The organism is Kribbella ginsengisoli (genome assembly GCF_039537185.1).
In the GTDB taxonomy this organism is placed as follows: Bacteria; Actinomycetota; Actinomycetes; order Propionibacteriales; family Kribbellaceae; genus Kribbella; species Kribbella koreensis.
Genome location: NZ_BAABAA010000007.1, coordinates 157,019 through 174,700, shown reverse-complemented (window position 1 = coordinate 174,700; position 17,682 = coordinate 157,019). Strand labels below are relative to the sequence as shown.

At 68.3% G+C, this 17,682-nt stretch carries 15 protein-coding genes and 1 riboswitch; of the genes, 9 read left to right on the top strand and 6 right to left on the bottom strand.

The annotated features are described in order from the left end of the window. Window positions 1-39: 39 nt before the first annotated feature. The 7 genes from ABD768_RS24315 (at window position 40) to ABD768_RS24285 (ending at window position 8,740) form a co-directional block, all read left to right on the top strand. Window positions 40-1,557 carry an FMN-binding glutamate synthase family protein gene (locus tag ABD768_RS24315; RefSeq protein ID WP_344844341.1) on the top strand — a complete coding sequence of 506 codons (1,518 nt, stop codon included), beginning with the start codon at window positions 40-42 and terminating at the stop codon, window positions 1,555-1,557. 13 nt (window positions 1,558-1,570) lie between these two features. Next, complete coding sequence (locus tag ABD768_RS24310) at window positions 1,571-3,295, top strand: thiamine pyrophosphate-dependent enzyme (protein WP_344844339.1); 1,725 nt, start codon at window positions 1,571-1,573, stop codon at window positions 3,293-3,295. A gap of 24 nt (window positions 3,296-3,319) precedes the next feature. Continuing rightward, window positions 3,320-4,300 (top strand): hypothetical protein, encoded by a 981-nt coding sequence (locus ABD768_RS24305; RefSeq protein WP_344844337.1) that lies wholly within the window; start codon window positions 3,320-3,322, stop codon window positions 4,298-4,300. Window positions 4,301-4,585: 285 nt separating this feature from the next. Continuing rightward, a riboswitch (cobalamin riboswitch) is annotated at window positions 4,586-4,769 on the top strand. Window positions 4,770-4,791: 22 nt separating this feature from the next. Next, window positions 4,792-5,808: an ABC transporter substrate-binding protein gene (locus tag ABD768_RS24300; RefSeq protein WP_344844334.1), complete on the top strand. Its 1,017-nt coding sequence runs from the start codon at window positions 4,792-4,794 to the stop codon at window positions 5,806-5,808. Then, complete coding sequence (locus tag ABD768_RS24295; RefSeq protein WP_344844331.1) at window positions 5,805-6,878, top strand: FecCD family ABC transporter permease; 1,074 nt, start codon at window positions 5,805-5,807, stop codon at window positions 6,876-6,878. The genes ABD768_RS24300 and ABD768_RS24295 overlap by 4 nt, the downstream gene beginning before the upstream one ends. Window positions 6,879-6,906: 28 nt before the next feature. After that, window positions 6,907-7,947, top strand: coding sequence for a FecCD family ABC transporter permease (locus ABD768_RS24290; RefSeq protein ID WP_344844328.1), 1,041 nt, complete (start codon window positions 6,907-6,909; stop codon window positions 7,945-7,947). A gap of 4 nt (window positions 7,948-7,951) precedes the next feature. Further along, window positions 7,952-8,740, top strand: coding sequence for an ABC transporter ATP-binding protein (locus ABD768_RS24285; protein WP_344844325.1), 789 nt, complete (start codon window positions 7,952-7,954; stop codon window positions 8,738-8,740). A gap of 594 nt (window positions 8,741-9,334) precedes the next feature. Here ABD768_RS24285 and pdxR read toward each other — a convergent pair. Next, entirely contained in the window at window positions 9,335-10,864 is a 1,530-nt protein-coding gene (gene pdxR / locus ABD768_RS24280; protein WP_344844322.1) for a MocR-like pyridoxine biosynthesis transcription factor PdxR, read from the bottom strand. Window positions 10,865-10,921: 57 nt separating this feature from the next. Between pdxR and ABD768_RS24275 the strand changes: the two genes are divergently transcribed. Next, entirely contained in the window at window positions 10,922-11,089 is a 168-nt protein-coding gene (locus ABD768_RS24275) for a hypothetical protein (RefSeq protein WP_343970888.1), read from the top strand. A gap of 47 nt (window positions 11,090-11,136) precedes the next feature. Next, window positions 11,137-12,621, top strand: a complete 1,485-nt coding sequence (locus ABD768_RS24270; RefSeq protein WP_343970885.1) for a CYTH and CHAD domain-containing protein — start codon at window positions 11,137-11,139, stop codon at window positions 12,619-12,621. 103 nt (window positions 12,622-12,724) lie between these two features. Here the strand turns inward: ABD768_RS24270 and ABD768_RS24265 are convergent, their stop codons facing one another. The 5 genes from ABD768_RS24265 to ABD768_RS24245 form a co-directional block, all read right to left on the bottom strand. Beyond that, complete coding sequence (locus ABD768_RS24265) at window positions 12,725-14,368, bottom strand: solute symporter family protein (protein ID WP_343970881.1); 1,644 nt, start codon at window positions 14,366-14,368, stop codon at window positions 12,725-12,727. Beyond that, on the bottom strand, window positions 14,365-14,709 hold the full coding sequence (locus ABD768_RS24260; protein WP_343970878.1) for a DUF485 domain-containing protein: 345 nt from the start codon (window positions 14,707-14,709) through the stop codon (window positions 14,365-14,367). Before ABD768_RS24260 ends, ABD768_RS24265 begins: the two co-directional genes overlap by 4 nt. Window positions 14,710-14,892: 183 nt before the next feature. After that, window positions 14,893-16,428 (bottom strand): sodium/solute symporter, encoded by a 1,536-nt coding sequence (locus tag ABD768_RS24255; RefSeq protein ID WP_344844317.1) that lies wholly within the window; start codon window positions 16,426-16,428, stop codon window positions 14,893-14,895. Window positions 16,429-16,440: 12 nt separating this feature from the next. Further along, window positions 16,441-16,824 (bottom strand): hypothetical protein, encoded by a 384-nt coding sequence (locus ABD768_RS24250; protein ID WP_344844315.1) that lies wholly within the window; start codon window positions 16,822-16,824, stop codon window positions 16,441-16,443. Between the two features lie 100 nt (window positions 16,825-16,924). Then, entirely contained in the window at window positions 16,925-17,674 is a 750-nt protein-coding gene (locus ABD768_RS24245) for a LytR/AlgR family response regulator transcription factor (RefSeq protein ID WP_343970870.1), read from the bottom strand. Window positions 17,675-17,682: the final 8 nt, after the last annotated feature.

The following is a 17,682-nucleotide window of genomic DNA, read 5'->3' as shown; positions in this document are numbered from 1 at the left end:
TGCCGGGCCCGGCGGGATCGACGGAGTAGCTTCGAGAGCATGGTGCTGCTTTTCGTCCTGCTCGGCATCGTGGTCCTGCTGATTGCGGTCGGCATCCATGACGTGATCCAGAAGAAGCACTCGATCCTGCGGAACTACCCGGTCATCGGGCATCTGCGGTTCCTGCTGGAGAAGATCCGGCCGGAGCTGCAGCAGTACTTCATCGAGCGCAACTACGACGGCCGTCCGTACGACCGCGACACCCGCTCGACCATCTACTCCCGCGCCAAGGGCACCAACGAGGAGCAGCCGTTCGGGACCGAGCGGGACGTGAACGAGGTCGGGTACGAGTACCTGGTCCACTCGACCGCGCCGAAGCCGGTCGCCGAGCAGGTCCCACGGGTCAGGATCGGCGGGCCTGACTGCACTGCGCCGTACGAGATGGCGTTGCTGAACGTCTCGGCGATGAGCTTCGGCGCGATCAGCGCCAACGCGATCGAGGCGCTCAACCGGGGTGCGGCGCGCGGCGGGTTCGCGCACGACACCGGTGAGGGCGGGATCAGCGAGTACCACCGCAACGGTGGCGACCTGGTCTGGGAGATCGGCAGCGGGTACTTCGGGACGCGGGACGCCGATGGCGGCTTCGACCCGGACCAGTTCCGGGACAAGGCCGCCGACGACCAGGTCAAACTCGTCTCGCTCAAGCTCAGCCAGGGCGCGAAGCCCGGTCTTGGCGGGGTGCTGCCCGGCGCGAAGGTGACGCCCGAGATCGCGGCCGTCCGCGGCGTACCGGTCGGCAAGAAGGTCGTCTCGCCGCCGTATCACCAGGTGTTCTCGACGCCGCGCGAACTGGTCCTGTTCATCGCCCGGATGCGCGAGCTGGCCGGCGGCAAACCGGCCGGTTTCAAGCTCTGCGTCGGCTCGCGGACCGACGTGCTGGCGATCTGCAAGGCGATGGTTGCCGAGGGCATCACTCCGGACTTCATCGTGGTCGACGGCGCCGAGGGCGGGACCGGCGCGGCGCCGCAGGAGTACGAGGACCACATCGGTACGCCGCTGACCGAGGGCCTGCTGACCGTGCACAACGCGCTGACCGGCGTCGGGCTGCGGGACCGGGTGAAGATCGGCGCCAGCGGCAAGGTCGCCACTGGTGTCGACGTCGTGAAGCGGATCCTGCAGGGCGCCGACTACACCAACGCGGCCCGCGCGATGATGATGGCGACCGGCTGCATCCAGGCGCAGACCTGCCACACCAACACCTGCCCGGTCGGCGTCGCGACCCAGGACCCTCGCCGGATGCGTGCACTCGACGTCGCCGACAAGACCCACCGGGTGGCGAACTACCAGCGCGAGACGGTCGAGTCGGCGATGCAGGTGATCGCGTCGATGGGGCTGGAAGGGCCGGAACAGCTGGAGCCGCGGATGCTGCTCCGGCGGGTCGACCACGCCCGTACCGAGAGCTATGCCGACCTGTTCGAGCACCTCGCGCCGGGGCAGCTGCTGGGCGGCATTCATGACGTGTCGAAGGCTTGGGCCCGCGATTGGGTACAGGCGGATCCGGACGTATTCAGACCCTAGGGAGCTGGCTGCAGTGAGCACTGTCGCGGAGTTGCTGGTTGAGTCGCTGGCCTCGCATGGCGTGACCTCGGTGTGGGGTGTGGTCGGCGACGCCCTCAACCCGGTCACCGATGCGATCCGGCGCGAGGACCGGGTCGACTGGATCGGCGTACGGCATGAGGAGGCGGGTGCCTTCGCTGCTGGAGCGCAGGCGTCGCTCACCGGTCGTCTGGGTGTGTGTATGGGGACGGTCGGGCCGGGGGCGATCCATCTGCTCAACGGCCTGTACGACGCGGCCAAGTCGCGGGTGCCGGTGCTGGCGATCTGTGGGCAGGTGCCGCGGGAGGAGATCGGCAGTGACTTCTTCCAGGAGGTCAACAACGACGTGCTGTTCGCGGATGTCGCCGTCTTCACTGCGACGGTGTCCACTGCCGAGCAGGCGCCGGGGCTGATCGAGCAGGCGGTCAATGCGGCGCTCGCGGAGCGCGGTGTCGCCGTACTGTCGATCCCTGGTGACGTTGGCGGTCTAGAGGTGCCGCACGGTACGCCGGTGCCGCAGTTCCTCGAGCCTGCGTCGCACACAGTGCCTGATGCGGCTGAGCTGTCGAAGGTGGCGGCAGTACTGAACGCTGCGGACAACGTGACGCTGCTGGTCGGTGCTGGAGCGCGGGAGGCGCTGGCTGAAGTGCAGCAGCTCGCGGAGCTGTTGGCAGCGCCCGCTGTGCTCACGCTGAAGGCCAAGGAGCGGTTCGAGGAGAATCTGCCGCAGGAGGTCGGGCAGTCGGGGCTGCTGGGCAATCACGCGAGCAAGGTGGCGTTTGACGGGTGTGACGTGCTGTTCCTGGTGGGGACCGACTTCCCCTACCGGGAGTTCCTGCCGTCGGGGAAGACCGTCGTGCAGCTGGATGTGCGGGGTGGGCACATCGGGCGGCGGGTGCTGGTCGACCACGGGCTGGTTGGGCACGCGCAGCCGACGCTTGCGCAGTTGCTGCCTTTGCTTGAGCAGAAGACGTCTACTGCGCATCTGGAGAAGGCGCGGAAGTCGTACGCGGCTTGGCGGGAGCGGCAGGTGCAGTTCACGGATCCTGGGTTCGACCGGAAGCCCAAGGGGTTGCTGCGGCGCAAGGTGGACAACCCGGATGCGCGTATCCGGCCGGAGCTGCTCGCTGCGGCGGTGGATCGGCATGCGGCTGACGATGCGCTGTTCACGAGTGACACGGGGATGTCGACGGTCTGGCTGGCGCGGTACGTGCGGATGCGTGGGGATCGGCGGTTGATCGGGTCGTACAACCTGGGGTCGATGGCCAATGCGATGCCGCATGCGCTCGGGTTGTCGGCGGTGGATCGGTCGCGGCAGGTGGTGGCGTTCTGCGGTGACGGCGGGTTGTCGATGCTGTTGGGGGACCTGATCACGGCGGTGGCGTACGAGTTGCCGGTCAAGTTGGTCGTGTTCAACAACGGGCGGCTCGGGATGGTGAAGCTGGAGATGGAGCAGGTCGGGCTGCCGGAGTACGGGACCAAGTTGGCGAACCCGGATTTCGCCGAGGTGGCGAGGGCGATCGGGCTGACCGGGATTCGGGTCGAGCGGCCTGGTGACGTGGACTCGGCGGTCTCGCAGGCGCTGGGTACTACGGGGCCGGTGCTGATCGACGTACTGACGAATCCGGACGAGATCGCGATCCCGCCGGCGCCGACGGTGCATCAGGGGTGGGGGTTCGCGATCGCCAAGACGAAGGAGTTCATCGAGAGCCATGAGTAGGGCTTGCGGTTAGGCTCTGTGACCATGCGTACTCGGTTGGTGGTCGCTCTGCTCGGCAGTACTGCGTTGCTGGCCGGGTGCGGCGGTCCTGGAGGCGAGACGGCGCCCAGTGTGCCGCCGCTGGTGTCAGTCAGCACTACGCCCGCCGAGACGCCTACCCCGACCTCTACGCCGTCGGAGACGCCTAGTACGCCGCCTACCTCCAAGGTGGCCGACACCTTGTGCGTGCGGATGAACCAGACGCTCGTGCAGACGACGCTGGGTGTTCCGGTGGTGCGGATCCAGCCGAAGCCGGTGCTGCCGGAGCTGGGCTTCCCGACGTACGACCAGTGCGAGCTCGGGTTGAGTAGCAACTCGTCCGGGCCGGTACTACGAGTTGGCACGTCCGCCTTCTTTGCGACGGCCGCGGATCTGGCGGCGGTTCGCAAGGCCTACGACGCGACCAAGGGCGAGCCGGCCAAGTCGCTGACCGTCGGGCAGGGCGGATTCGGCACCAGCCGCTTCGTCGTGTTCCTGGCCGACGGCAAGCTGCGCAAGATCAGTGGGCCGCCGGCGACGCTGGCGAAGTACGTAGTACTGGCCCAGGACGCGGCCCAACAGACCGGGGGGCTGCCGGAGCCTGCGCCGTACATCACCCGGCCGGAGTGCGAGCGCGGCACGTCAGCCGCCACGAAGGTGATGGGGATCGAAGCCTCGGTCCGCCGCGACGGCGAGACCGACGCCGGCGACATCGTCTGCGCCTGGCTCACCAAGACCCGCGTCCTCTACTCCACCGTCCGCCGGGTCAAGGACGCCGCAGCCATCACCGCTCCGATCAGCAAGGCCGCGACCTCCTTCCCGATGCCCCTCGGCGACGAAGCCTACGTAGACACCGTCACCGGCCGCTCCATCATCCGAGTAGGCACCGACAAGATCGTCGACCTGGTCCCCCTCCCCGCAGGCACCACCGACAAAGACGACATGGCCAGCTTCGTCCTGACCATGTCCGGCCTCTACACCCGCTGACCCCGCCGACCTCTACCCCCGCTGACCCCGCCGACCGTCGCCGCCCACCGTCATCTCGGGGGTTAACCCTTCAGTTGCTGGGTTGCCCCCCGAGAATCCCGCTGGGCAACCCCACATCTCAGGGGTTAACCCCTGAGATGTTTCGGGCTGGGGGCTGGGGGCTGGGGTTGGGGATCCTGCCGACTTGTCGTCCTTCTCGCGCAGGGGTGCCCGCCCTCCGTTGGTGCTTGAACCGGTTCACCATCCTGTTCCCGGGGTGGTTTCTGCGACTGGGTTGCAGGTGGGTTACGGTTGCGGGGTCGTGGTGTTCGGGAAATCGGTGTGATGCCGATGCGGCCCTCGCCACTGTGATCGGGATGTTCCGGGGTTGTTCTGTTGTGGAGACCACTGGCCGAGGTTGGCTGGGAAGGTCAGACCCTGGAGCGCGGTTCCCGTCAGCCAGGAGACCGGCCACGGCGTGTCACACCGTCCACGAGGTGCTGGAGGCGCGCGTGAAAACGCTGGTTGCTGCTGTCGTCGTACTGTCCCTGGCCACCGGATGCGGAGGTGCCGCCACAGCGGGGCCGGCCGCCGGTGCCGTCGCCGTCAAGAACTGCGGGATCGACCTGACCGTCGACGGGCCGCCTGAGCGGGTGTTCGCGGCGTACCAGCCGGCGATCGAGATGGCGCACGCGTTGGGGATCTCGGACCGGCTGGTCGGGACGGCGTACCTGGACGCGGAGGTGCTGCCGCAGTACGCCGCGGCGCAGCAGGACGCGAAGTACTACAAGAACCTGCCGAGTCGTGAGGAACTGCTCAGCCAGAACCCCGACTTCGTGCTCTCCGGCTTCAACGACGTGTTCGGTGGCGGCGGCAGCGACGAGAGCTTCGGCAGCCGCAAGAGCCTGTCGGACCTCGGCGTGCAGACCTGGATCTTCAGCCCGCTCTGCCCGACCGCGGACGGCAAGGGCGACGAGGCGATCGACCCGTCGACCGTCTCGATGGACAACGTGTACGCCGATCTGCGCGATCTCGGCAAGCTGTTCGACGTCTCCGACCGCGCCGAGCAGGTGATCGCCGACCAGCAGAAGCGGATCGCGGCTGTTGAGGCGAAGGTCAAGGGTGCGGACCGGCCGACCGTGGCGATCCTGCGCCCAGGGCTGGAGGGTGGCGGGCTGACGGTGTCGGGTGGGCCGGACTTCGGGTCGGTGCTGATCAAGCAGGCCGGTGGGGTGAACGCCTTCGCCGACCTGACGTCGAAGCGGAACGTGAAGGTCAGCGTCGAGGAGTTCATCAAGCGCGACCCCGACTATGTGCTGATCAGCGGGTGTTGCGACGCGTCGCTGACAGAGGCGCAGGTCCAGCCGGATGTGCAGAAGATCTTGAGCAATCCGGCGTACGCGAATCTGAAGTCGGTGAAGAACAAGCACGTGTATCCGTGGTTGTTCGCGCACCACTCGGCCGGCGTACGCGGCGCCAACTCCACCGAACTGATCGCGAAGCTGATCCACCCCGACCTGGTCAAGTGAAGAACCTGGTCGCGGTCGAGGGCCCGGACGCGGTGAAGGGCTCTGGTCTCCGTGATGGGTTTGGCCGGGTAAGGGGCGGCGGGTTGCGGGCGGGCGGGCTCGCCGTCGCCTGTGTCGTGCTGCTGGGGGCCGTGTTGCTGTCGTTGGTGGCCGGGAATCAGTGGTTCGGTCCGCATGACGTCTTCGTCGCGGCGGCCGACTTCACCGGATCGGACACGGACCGAGTGATCCGGTACCTGCGCTTCCCCCGTACTGCGGTAGGCCTGCTGGCCGGTGCTGCCCTCGGGCTGGCCGGCGCCGTCATGCAGGGGATCACGCGCAACCCGCTGGCCGATCCGGGCATCCTCGGGGTGAATGCGGGCGCCGCGCTGGCCGTGGTCGCTGCGATCGGCCTGCTGGGGATCCAGTCGCTCACTGGCTACGTGTGGTTTGCGATGGGTGGGGCGTTGGTTGCGACCGTCGTGGTCTATCTCGTCGGGTCGGTCGGTCGAGGGGGCGCGACGCCGGTCAAGCTAGCGCTGGCCGGGGCGGCGCTCTCCGCTCTGCTTGGGTCGGTGACGTCGGCCATCACTCTGCTCGACCTCTCGACTTTGAACGAATTCCGCTTCTGGGTCGTCGGATCGTTGACCTTGGCAACCAGCGCGATCGTTGCGCAGGCGCTGCCTTTCATTGCCGTGGGGATCGTCTTGGCGTTGGCTCTTGGTCGATCACTCAACCAGCTGGCGTTGGGTGAAGACCTGGCTGCGACCCTCGGTACCAGGATCTGGGTGGTTCGTTTGTTGGCGGCACTCGCGGTCATGCTGCTCGCCGGTACCGCGACCGCGATGGCCGGCCCGATCGCCTTCGTCGGGTTGGCTGTGCCGCACGTCGCAAGGGCCCTGGTCGGCGCCGACTACCGCTGGATCCTGCCCTACTCCCTCGTCCTAGCGCCGACCGTCCTCCTACTCGCCGACGTCACCGGCCGCCTCGTCGCACGTCCTGACGAGTTGCAGGTCGGCATCATCACCGCCCTGATCGGCGCCCCGCTCTTCATCGCCCTGGTCCGCCGCCGCAAACTGGCCGAGCTGTGAAGGGGAACGCAGTGGAGTCGCGCGCTGTGTGGGCGACGCCGTGAGGGCGGTCCGGATCGGCCCGTTCTCGACCCGGGTCGACGTCGCCAGCCTCGTCGTCTCGACGGCTGCTTGGGTTGCCGCATTGGCGATCGCCGCTATATCGCTGACGCTTGGCGACTATGAGATTCCGTTGTCGGACGTGCTCAATACGCTGGCGGGTAACGGTTCTTTGATCATGACGGATGTGGTGGTCAACAACCGGTTGCCTCGGGTGCTGGTCGGGATGGGGGTCGGTGCCGCGTTCGCGATCTCGGGGGCCATCTTCCAGCGGTTGGCGCGCAATCCGTTGGTCAGTCCGGATCTGATCGGGATCAACGCGGGAGCGGCGCTGGCCGCAGTACTGATGATCACGATCTTCGGTACGTCGATGGGCTGGCTCCCGGCCGGCGCGCTCGTGGGGTCCTTGCTGACAGCGACGGCTATCTATCTTCTTGCTTATAAACAAGGGATTTTCGGGTATCGCCTGGTGCTGGTCGGGATCGGTGTCACCGCGATCGTCGGGTCGATCACCGCGTACCTGCTCACGCTGGCCGACATCTACGCGGCGAAGAGCGCCTCCATGTGGCTCGCCGGGAGTCTCGCCGGACGGTCCTGGCCGCACGTGATGCTGATCGGGATCACGTTGCTGGTCCTGGTACCGGCGGCGATGGCTGGGTCGCGACAGCTGAGGCTTCTCGAGTTGGGCGACGACCTCGCTCGCACGCTCGCGGGTCGGGTCGAGCTGTCCCGAGGGCTGCTGATAGCTGTCGGAGTCGGCCTGGCCGGGCTGGCGACGGCGGCGGCTGGACCGATCGGTTTCGTCGCGCTCGTCGCCCCGCAGCTCGCTCGCCGGCTGGTCGCCGAGCGCGTCGCTGGGTTGCTTGCCGCGGGGGCGATCGGGGCGTTGCTGGTGGTTGCTTCCGATCTGCTCGCGCGGGAGCTGTTCGCGCCGACGGCGCTGCCGGTGGGGGTCGTCACGGCGTTCCTCGGCGCGCCGTACCTGCTGATTCTGATGGCCCGCGCGAACCGCGTCGGGCAAGGAGGCTGACCTGATGGCGGTACTGCGCACTGACCGGCTGAGCCTCGCGTACGACGCGACGCCGGTCGTCACGGGGCTGTCCGTCGAGATCCCCGCCGGGCAGATCACGGTCATCGTCGGGGCCAACGCGTGTGGGAAGTCGACGCTGTTGCGCGGGCTGGCCAGGTTGCTGGCGCCGAAAGGCGGTGCTGTGTATCTGGATGGTGCTGACCTGGCCGGGTTGTCGGGGAGCACGCTGGCGACGAAGCTCGGCATGCTCCCGCAGCAGCCGGTCGCGCCCGACGGCATCACCGTCTCCGACCTCGTCGGGCGCGGGCGTCATCCGCACCAACGCTGGTTCCGCCAGTGGTCGGCCGAAGACGAGCGCGTCGTCGCCGCCGCGCTGGAAGCAACCGGTACGTCGGACTTGGCGACCCGTTCCCTGGACGAACTGTCCGGCGGTCAACGCCAGCGGGTCTGGATCGCCCTGGCCCTGGCCCAAGACGCCGAGACCATGCTCCTGGACGAACCCACGACCTTCCTGGACCTGGCCCACCAACTCGAGATCCTCGACCTGGTCCACGACCTCAACCGCGACCGAGGCAAAACCATCGTCCTCGTCCTCCACGACCTCAACCTCGCCGCCCGCTACGCCGACCATCTGATCGCGTTGAAAGCAGGCGAAATCGTCGCCCAGGGCAAACCCACCGAGGTCGTCACCGCAGCCCTCGTAGAGCACGTCTTCGGCCTAGCCTGCGAGGTGATCGAGGATCCCCTCACCGGCACCCCGCTCGTCCTACCCCGCCCCCGCCGCGCCCGCTGACAACCAACCCCGTCCCCGCCGCGCCCGCTGACAACCAGCCCCGTCCCCGCCGCGCACGCGTAACCCTCGCGAACCGCCCCGACACGCCAGAGGCAAGCGCTTGCCTGTGGAGTTACGCATGCGTGGCGATCTGACCATTGCCGCCTGCAACCAAATCCGAACCCACGCCCCCGCCGCGCCCGCTGACAACCAACCCCGTCCCCGCCGGGCCCGCTGACAACCAACCGCGTCCCTGCCACGCCCGCTGACAACCAACCCCGTCCACGGCTGCATCACCGGCGGCCCTCTGGTTCGGGCCGGCCCCGCCGCGCACGCATAACCCTCGCGAACCGCCCCGACACGCCAGAGGCAAACGCTTGCCTGTCGAGTTACGCATGCGTGGCGATCCGACCATTGCCGCCTGCAACCAAATCCGAACCCACGCCCCCGATCGGAGGCTGGGGAGGATTTCCTGGAGGCCGGGGAGCCTTTTGTATCGTTTCGGGGGTAGTAGTCACCCCAACCCCCTTTCCCCGAAGGGCTTTGCCGCCTGGCTGGTTGTTGTGTCGGGGTCGGGCTGTTGGCGGATGAGTTGGGGGTTGGTCGGGGTGGGGGTCAGGTCTGGGTTAGGGCGGTGGCTATCAGGGTGATGGCGGTGGTGATCTCGGTAGGGGTGCGGGCCGCGTAGCAGAGGACCAGGCCGGGTGGGCCTGGGTGTTGGGTGTGCCAGGACAAGGGTTGGGTTTTCACGCCTTGGGCCAGAGCCGCGGTCGCCAGGGCTATGTCGTCCAGGCGCTCGGGGAACGTGATGCTGAGGTGGAGGCCGGCGGCGGCGCCGTGGACTGTTGCTGTGGGCAAGTGGTTGTTGATGGCGGTGATCATGGCGTCGCGGCGGGTGCGGTGGCGGCGGCGGACGAAGCGGAGTTGGCGTTCCAGTTCGCCGGATTCCATCAGGTGGGCGAGGGTCAGTTGGGGGAGGCCGGCGTTGCCCAGGTCTGCGTGGCGTTTGGCGGCGATCAACTGGTCGCGATAGCGCGGGGGTGGGAGCATCCAGCCGATGCGCAGAGCGGGGGCGAGGATCTTGGAGACGCTGCCGGTGTAGATGACCTGCTCGGCGAGCATCGCCCGTACTGCGGGGACGGGCGGGCGGTCGTACCTGTGTTCGGCGTCGTAGTCGTCCTCGATGATGAGCCCGCCGTCGATGGCCCACTGCATCAACTCGCGGCGCCGTTCACCGTCCAGTACTACGCCCGTTGGGAACTGATGGGCCGGTGTGACGAGGACTGCTGGAGCGCCGGTCTCGCGGAGTACGTCGACGCGGAGGCCGCCTTCGTCTACCAGGACGGGTGGGGTACGCATGCCCCAGATCTGCAGGTGCTGGCGGGAGCCGAGTGAGCCCGGGTCCTCGACGGCCAGCTCGGTGATGCCTTCGCTGCCGAGTACCTGGCAGATCAGGGCGAGTGCTTGGGAGACACCCGCGACGATGATCAGATCGGCCGGGTCGGCCTTGATCCCGCGGTTGCGAGCGATCCAGTTCGCCACAGCCAGCCGCAGCGCCGGCGCACCAGCCGCATCGCCGTACCCAAAAGCAGACGCCGACATCTCACTCAGCACCGCCCGCTCCGCCTTCAACCAAGCAGCCCGCGGAAACGCCGCCAGATCCGGCACCCCCGGCGTCAAATCGAACCGAGCCGGCACCGCCCGCATAGCCTCGAAAATCTCGTCCCCCGGCTCCCCCGGCAGCGCCCCCGCTGCCCCGCGTCGGCGGGAGAGAGAGGGAGCGACTCCGGGGCCGCGCTCGGCAGCGGCGGTCGGGCGAGGGGACGGGCGCTTCGACGCTGTGGTGGAGATGGGGGCGGCTACGACGGTGGTGCCGGCTCGGCCTCGGGCGGTGGTGTGGCCGTCTTCGGTTAGGCGTTGGTAGGCCTCGGTTACGACGCCTCGGGAGACCTGGAGTTCGGCCGCTAGCTGGCGGGTTGGCGGGAGACGGCTTCCCAGGGCCAAGCGGCCGTCGGCGATTGCTGTGCGGAGTTCAGTGGCCAGCCATTCGGCGAGGCCGCCGGGTGGGGCTTCCTCGGGACGGAGCTGGAGGAAGTCAGCACCGGCTTTGGACCTACCGACCGCGCTCTGATTGGACCTGTCCATTGGACCATTCTGGGCGCACTTTGGAGTTGGCGGAACCAGCGAAGCCGGAGGTGGGTCATGGGAGTGATGCTTTTCGTCATCGTCGCGCTGGCGGCCGGGCTCGAGTGGAGCCGGCGACGGCAGGCCGGGCCGCAAGAAGCGGGCGCCGGGCGGAGCGGCGTACAGGATCGTGATCTGGAGCGGCTCAGGGCCGAACTCAGGGTGCTGGCCGGCCGGGAATCTTGACGCTGAACCGGGTGTGCCTGATTGGGGCCGACTGGTAAACAAGGGTCATGTCGCCGACTGAGCAGCTTGAGATCGAGACCAAGTACGACGTCGACGAGCACGCGATCCTGCCGTTGCTGCTGGAGCTGCCGGGCGTCGCGAGTGTCGCGCAGCCCGTCGAGCTGGACCTGGAGGCCGTGTACTTCGACACCGCCGGCCTCGACCTGGCTGCCAACAAGGTGACGCTCAGACGCCGCACCGGTGGTGAGGACGACGGCTGGCACGTGAAGCTGCCGATGGCCGCCGGCGAGCGGCTGGAGATCCGGCACCCGCTCGGCCGCGCGGTGCGCAAGGTGCCGATCCAGGTGGTCCGGATCGTCCGCGTGCATGCCCGCGACCGCGAGCTTCTCCCGGTGGTGACGCTGAACACGCGGCGGATCGTCCACCGCCTGCTGGACGCCGACGGCGAGGTGCTCGCCGAGATCGCCGACGACCAGGTGACCTCGACCGTCGACGGCGAGTCGGAGAGCTGGCGGGAGTGGGAGGTCGAGCTCGTCAACGGCGAGACCGACCTCCTCGAGGCCGCCGAACCGCTGCTCCGCGGAGCCGGTGCCAAGCCCGCGTCCGGCCCGAGCAAGCTCGCGCGGGCACTCGGCGACCGGGTGCCGAAGCAAGATCAGTGGGAGCTGCCCACGAAGCCGACCACGGCCGACCTCTTCCGCGCCTACGCGATCGCGCAGGTCCAGGCGATTCACGAGCGCGACCCTGGCGTACGCCGTGACGTGCCCGACTCGGTCCACAAGATGCGGGTCGCGACGCGGCGGCTGCGGTCCGCGCTGGCGACGTACCGGCCGGTCATCGATCGCGAGGTGGGCGATCGGTTGCGTGACGAGCTGAAGTGGCTCGCGGGCGAGCTGGGCGGCGCGCGTGATGCCGAAGTACTGCGTGAGCACTTCAGCACCGCCGTCGGCCAGCAGCCCGTCGAGCTGATGATGGGCAGGGTCGGCGCCTACATCGACACCCACCTGCGCTCGGTCTACAAGGCCGCCCGGGTCGAGGCGCTGGCCGCGCTGGAGAGCGAGCGGTACTTCCGCCTGCTCGACGCGTTGGACGAGCTGGTCGCCGACCCGCCGTTGATCGGCGAGACGCGTAAGGCGGCCAAGCAGCTGCCCGAGCTGCTCGAGCACGACTGGAAGCGGATGAGCAAGGCCGTCCGCCGGATGGAAGACGCAGAGGATACGGCCGAGCAGGACCACGAGCTGCACGAGGTACGCAAAGCTTCCAAACGACTCCGGTACGCCGCTGAGTCGGCCCTCCCGGTCCTCGGCGACGAGGCGGCCGGCCTGGTGTCGCGGGCGAAGGAGGTCCAGGAGGTGCTCGGCGATCACCAGGACAGCGTGGTGGCCCGCGACCTGCTGCGGCTGCTCGCGGTACAGGTGTTCCTGGACGGCGGGAACTCGTTCTCCTACGGGCGGCTGCATGCTGCCGAGGAGCAGCGTGGTGAGGCTTCGCGGATCGCCTTCCTCGAACTCTGGCCGTCCCTCAAGCACTAAGCGAAAAACCCGGGGGACCAAGTTGGATACTTGGGCCCCCGGGTCTCGGGGTGAAGCTGCCAGGCAGGTTCGCGTAGGAATCAGCAGGGCCTGCCTGACAGGTCTAGTGGGTCGTCGCCTTCTCGGCGCCGGCTCCGGTGAGCGAGCGGACCTCCATCTCGGCGAACTTGTCGACGTTGGTGCCCTCCTTGCTGGTGATCGTGCCGATGAAGCCGAGCACGAAGGCCAGCGGGATCGAGACGATGCCCGGGTTGTCCAGCGGGAACCAGTGGAAGTCGATCCCGGTGTCGGTGATCATCGACAGGCTGGCGCCGGTCTTCTTGTCCACCTTGCCGGAGACGACCGGGCTGAAGATGATCAGGAAGATCGCCGAGCCCAGACCGCCGTAGATGCTCCAGAGCGCGCCCCGGGTGTTGAAGCGCCGCCAGAACAGCGAGTAGAGGATCGTCGGCAGGTTCGCCGACGCCGCGACCGCGAAGGCGAGCGCCACCAGGAAGGCGATGTTCTGGCCGTTGGCGAAGATGCCGCCGATGATCGCGACCGCGCCGATCACGACCACGGTGATCCGGGCGACCCGGACCTCGCCGTCGCCGCTGACCTGGCCCTTCTTGATCACCGAGCCGTAGATGTCGTGGGCGAAGGATGCGCTCGCCGTGATGGTCAGACCGGCCACGACCGCCAGGATGGTGGCGAAGGCGACCGCCGAGATCACGCCCAGCAGGATCTCCCCGCCCAGTTCGTACGCGAGCAGTGGCGCGGCCGAGTTCGCCTTGCCGGGGGCCGCGCGGATCTTGTCCGGCCCGACCAGCGCAGCTGCGCCGTACCCGAGGACGAGGGTGAACAGGTAGAAGATGCCGATGATCCAGATCGCCCAGCTGACGCTGCGGCGGGCCTCACGCGAGTTCGGGACCGTGTAGAAGCGCATCAGCACGTGCGGCAGGCCGGCGGTACCGAGCACCAGGGCCAGGCCGAGCGAGATGAAGTCGAGCTTGCTGATCCCCGTTGCGCCGTACTGGAGACCGGGGCTGAGGAGTTTCTCCCCGGCGGCGGGACTCTTGTCCACGGCGGCGCCCAGCAGGCCGGACAGGTTGAACGTGTACTTCGCGAGCACCCAGATCGTCATGATGCCGGCGCCGATCACCAGCAGGACCGCCTTGACGATCTGTACCCAGGTGGTGCCCTTCATGCCGCCGACGAGCACGTAGGTGATCATGATCGCGCCGACGACCGCGATGACGATGTTCTGGCCGGCCTTGCCGTCGATACCGAGCAGCAGGGCCACCAGGCCACCGGCGCCGGCCATCTGGGCCAGCAGGTAGAAGAAGCAGACACCCAGCGTCGAGATGGCCGCTGCCATCCGGACCGGACGCTGCTTGAGACGGAACGACAGGACGTCCGCCATCGTGAACCGGCCGGTGTTGCGGAGCAGCTCGGCGACCAGCAGCAGGGCCACCAGCCAGGCGACCAGGAAGCCGATCGAGTACAGGAAGCCGTCGTACCCGTTCAGGGCGATGGCGCCGGCGATACCGAGGAACGACGCGGCGGACAGGTAGTCGCCCGCGATCGCGATGCCGTTCTGCGGGCCGGTGAAGGACCGGCCGCCGGCGTAGAAGTCGGCCGCGCTCTTGTTGTTGCGGGAGGCCCGGATCACGATCGCCAGGGTGGCCACCACGAACAGCGCGAAGATCGCGATGTTCACCTTCGGGTCCCCGACGGTTGCCAGCGGCAACAGCAGTGGCGCGCTCACTTGTCGTCTCCCTCGATCTGGTCACGCAGGTGCTTGGCGTCCGGGTCGAACTTCTGGTCGGCCCAGCGGACGTACAGCAGCGTGATCGCGAAGGTGGAGACGAACTGGCCGAAGCCGAACAAGAGCCCGACGGTGATGTTGCCGCCGACCTTGTGCGACATGAACCCGTGCGCGTAGTCGGCGAGCAGGACGTAGAGGAAGTACCAGGCCAGGAACAGCCCGGTCATCGGGAACACGAAGCGCCGGAACCGGCGACGCAGCTCGGAGAAGTCCGGGGACAGCTGGACATCTCGGTACGTCGTCAGTTCCGGATCGCCGGCCGCGCGGCGCGTATCGCTCATCGCGGGACCTCCAGACGGGATCAGGCCGGGCGGAAGGACCGGCGCGCAGGGTTGCTGCTCGTACTGTGGTCCAGCTCACTCCCGACCGACAGCACCGAACCGCACCGAGCGCCCAATGGCGCCCACCCTTCGACCGGCGGTGAAGGCCGCTGCGATGAGCGGTCGGAACGGTACGACGAACGGTCAGGCGGGCGGCAGGCCGCGGTCGACGTCGACTGCTTCGGGGGTGTGCAGGCGGACCATGCTGCGGGCAGTGCCGCGGGGGATCTTGTGCGGGGTGAGCTTGGAGACGGCGATGACGGTGATGAAGGCGAGTGGCATCGTCCAGGCGGCCGGCTGGGCGATCAGGGCCTTCGGCCAGCCGGCCCGGGGTGGGCCGATGACGTTGAACAGTACTGCGGTGATCGCGGCGACCCCGCCGACGATCAGGCCGGCCGCGGCGCCGACGGTGGACATCTTGCGCCACCAGATCCCGAGCACCAGCAGAGGACAGAAGGTCGAGGCGGCGACGGCGAACGCCAGGCCTACGGTGTCGGCGAGGCTGAGGGCGCCGGTGATGTTGAAGGCGACATAGGGCAAGGCGATCGCCAGCAGGGCTGCGATGCGGAAGCTGTTGACGGCCAGGTAGTCGCCGCCGGTCAGGCGGTGGAGGCGGTTGCGGAGGAGGTCTTGGTCGATGACGCCGGCGATGGCGACGGTCAGTCCGGATGACGTTGAGAGGAACGCGGCGAAGGCTCCGGCGGCGACGAGAGCGCCTAGTAGATCGCCTGCTGTGCCAGGGAAAATGCGGCCGGGGAGCTCGAGGACGACGGTGTCGGCGCCGCCGCCGATCAGGTCGGGGGCGAAGGTCCGGCCGAGGATGGCGTACAGGGGCGGGAAGAGGTAGAAGGCGCCGAGCAGGGCCAGCACGACGACCGTCGTACGGCGGGCCGCGCGGCCGTCGGGGTTGGTGTAGAAGCGGACCAGGACGTGCGGGAGGCCCATCGTTCCGAAACAAAGGGCCAAGAGCAACGAGTAGGTCGCGTAGAGCGGGTGGTCGCGGCCGCTTGCCCGGGAGAGTGGCTCGGCCCATTCGGCGCCGGCTCCCTGGAGGGAGTGCAGGACGCCGACGGGGTGGTCGCCTGAGCGCCAGGCGATGAAGATGATGAAGATCGGCGCGGCCAGGGCGGTGAGCTTGAGCCAGTACTGGAAGGCCTGGACGAAGGTGATCGAGCGCATGCCGCCGGCGGCGACGTTGATCACCACGATGAGGGCGACCAGGGCTGCTCCGACGGCGGGTGGTGCGCCGGTCACGGTGTGGACGGTCAGACCGGCGCCGCGGAGTTGGGGGAGGAGGTAGAGGGTGCCGATGCCGACTACGAGGCAGGAGCAGATCCGGCGTACGACGGCGGATTCGAAGCGGGTCTCGGCGAAGTCGGGGAGGGTGTACGCGCCTGAGCGGCGGAGCGGGGCCGCGATCAGGACAAGCAGCATGAGGTACCCGACGGTGTAGCCGACCGAGAACCAGAGCATGTCGGCGCCGTTCACCAGCACCAGGCCGGCGACGCCGAGGAATGATGCCGCCGACAGGTACTCGCCGCTGATCGCAGAGGCGTTCCAGCGTGGGGTGACGGCGCGGCTGGCGACGTAGAAGTCGCTGGTGGTACGAGAGATCCGGAGACCGAACAGTCCGATCCCGATGGTTGCCGCGATCACCAATCCGATCGCGGTCAAACTCATCGCCGGAGACATCTACTTACGTCCTACGAACTCGGTGAACTCGCCCTCGATGCGTTCGGCGTTGCGCACGTAGATGCGGGCGGCGATGTAGACGACCGGGTAGACGAGGACGCCGAGCAGGAGCCAGGGCAGGGGGATGCCGAAGATCGGCAGGGTGCGGGTGGCGGGGACGAGCAGGAAGAGGAGCGGGAGGCCGCCGAGGGTGACGGCGGCGCCGGCGATGACGGCGAGGGCGAGCCGGAGCTGGGACTGGATCAGCGAGCTCATGTAGACCTCGCCGACCCGCGTCTGCTCGTCGATCTCCCGCGTGCCGGTATGCGCGGTCATCCGACGTGCGGCGCTGGTCCGTGGGCTGGTCACCCGGACACGGCGGGGCGGCTGCTCCGGAGCGCTCATCGCGGTGCCCCAGGGTCCTGGTTGCGCCCTCTGTCCTTCCTAACTAAGTCTAACCGCGGTGGTCTCTCAGCTGGCTGGGTTTTCCACAGGGCGTCCACAGTCAGCCCCTCAACGAGGTCGAGCGGACCAGGAGGTCGCGGAGTTCTCGGGTGTGGCGGCGGCTGACGGGGAGCCAGTCGTCGCCTACCCGGACGGCGCAGCGGCCGCCGTCGACGCGCATCTCGTCGACGTGGGCCAGGGCGACGAGCGTGCTGCGGTGGATCCGGGTGAAGCCGGCGTCGCGCCAGCGCTCTTCCAGGGTGCTGAGCGGGATCCGGACCAGGTGCGAGTTCTGGCCGGTATGGAGCCTGGCGTAGTCGCCTTGCGCTTCGACGTACCGGACGGTGGAGCGCTGGACGAACCGGGTGACGCCGGCCAGCTCGACCGGGATCGTCTCGTCGTCGGTGGTGTCGTCCTGTGGCGGCGCGACGGTCGGCGTACCGGCGCTCATGACCCGACGGACCGCCTCGCCGAGCCGCTCGGCGCGTACCGGCTTCATCACGTAGTCGGTCGCATCGAGCTCGAACGCGGCGACCGCGTGCTCGTCGTACGCCGTGACGAAGACGATCTGCGGCCGGCTCTTGAACCTGGACAGGATCCTGGCCACCTCGATCCCGTCGAGGCCGGGCATCTTGATGTCGCAGAACACCACGTCCAGGTCGCCGTCCTGCAGGATCTTCAGCGCCTCGGTACCGTTCGAGGCGGTCTTGATCTCGCCGATCCGGGAGTCCTGGCGCAGCAGGTAGACCAGCTCGTTGAGCGCCGGTTCCTCGTCGTCGGCGACGAGGGCGCGCAGTGGAGAGTCGGTCATGGCCCACA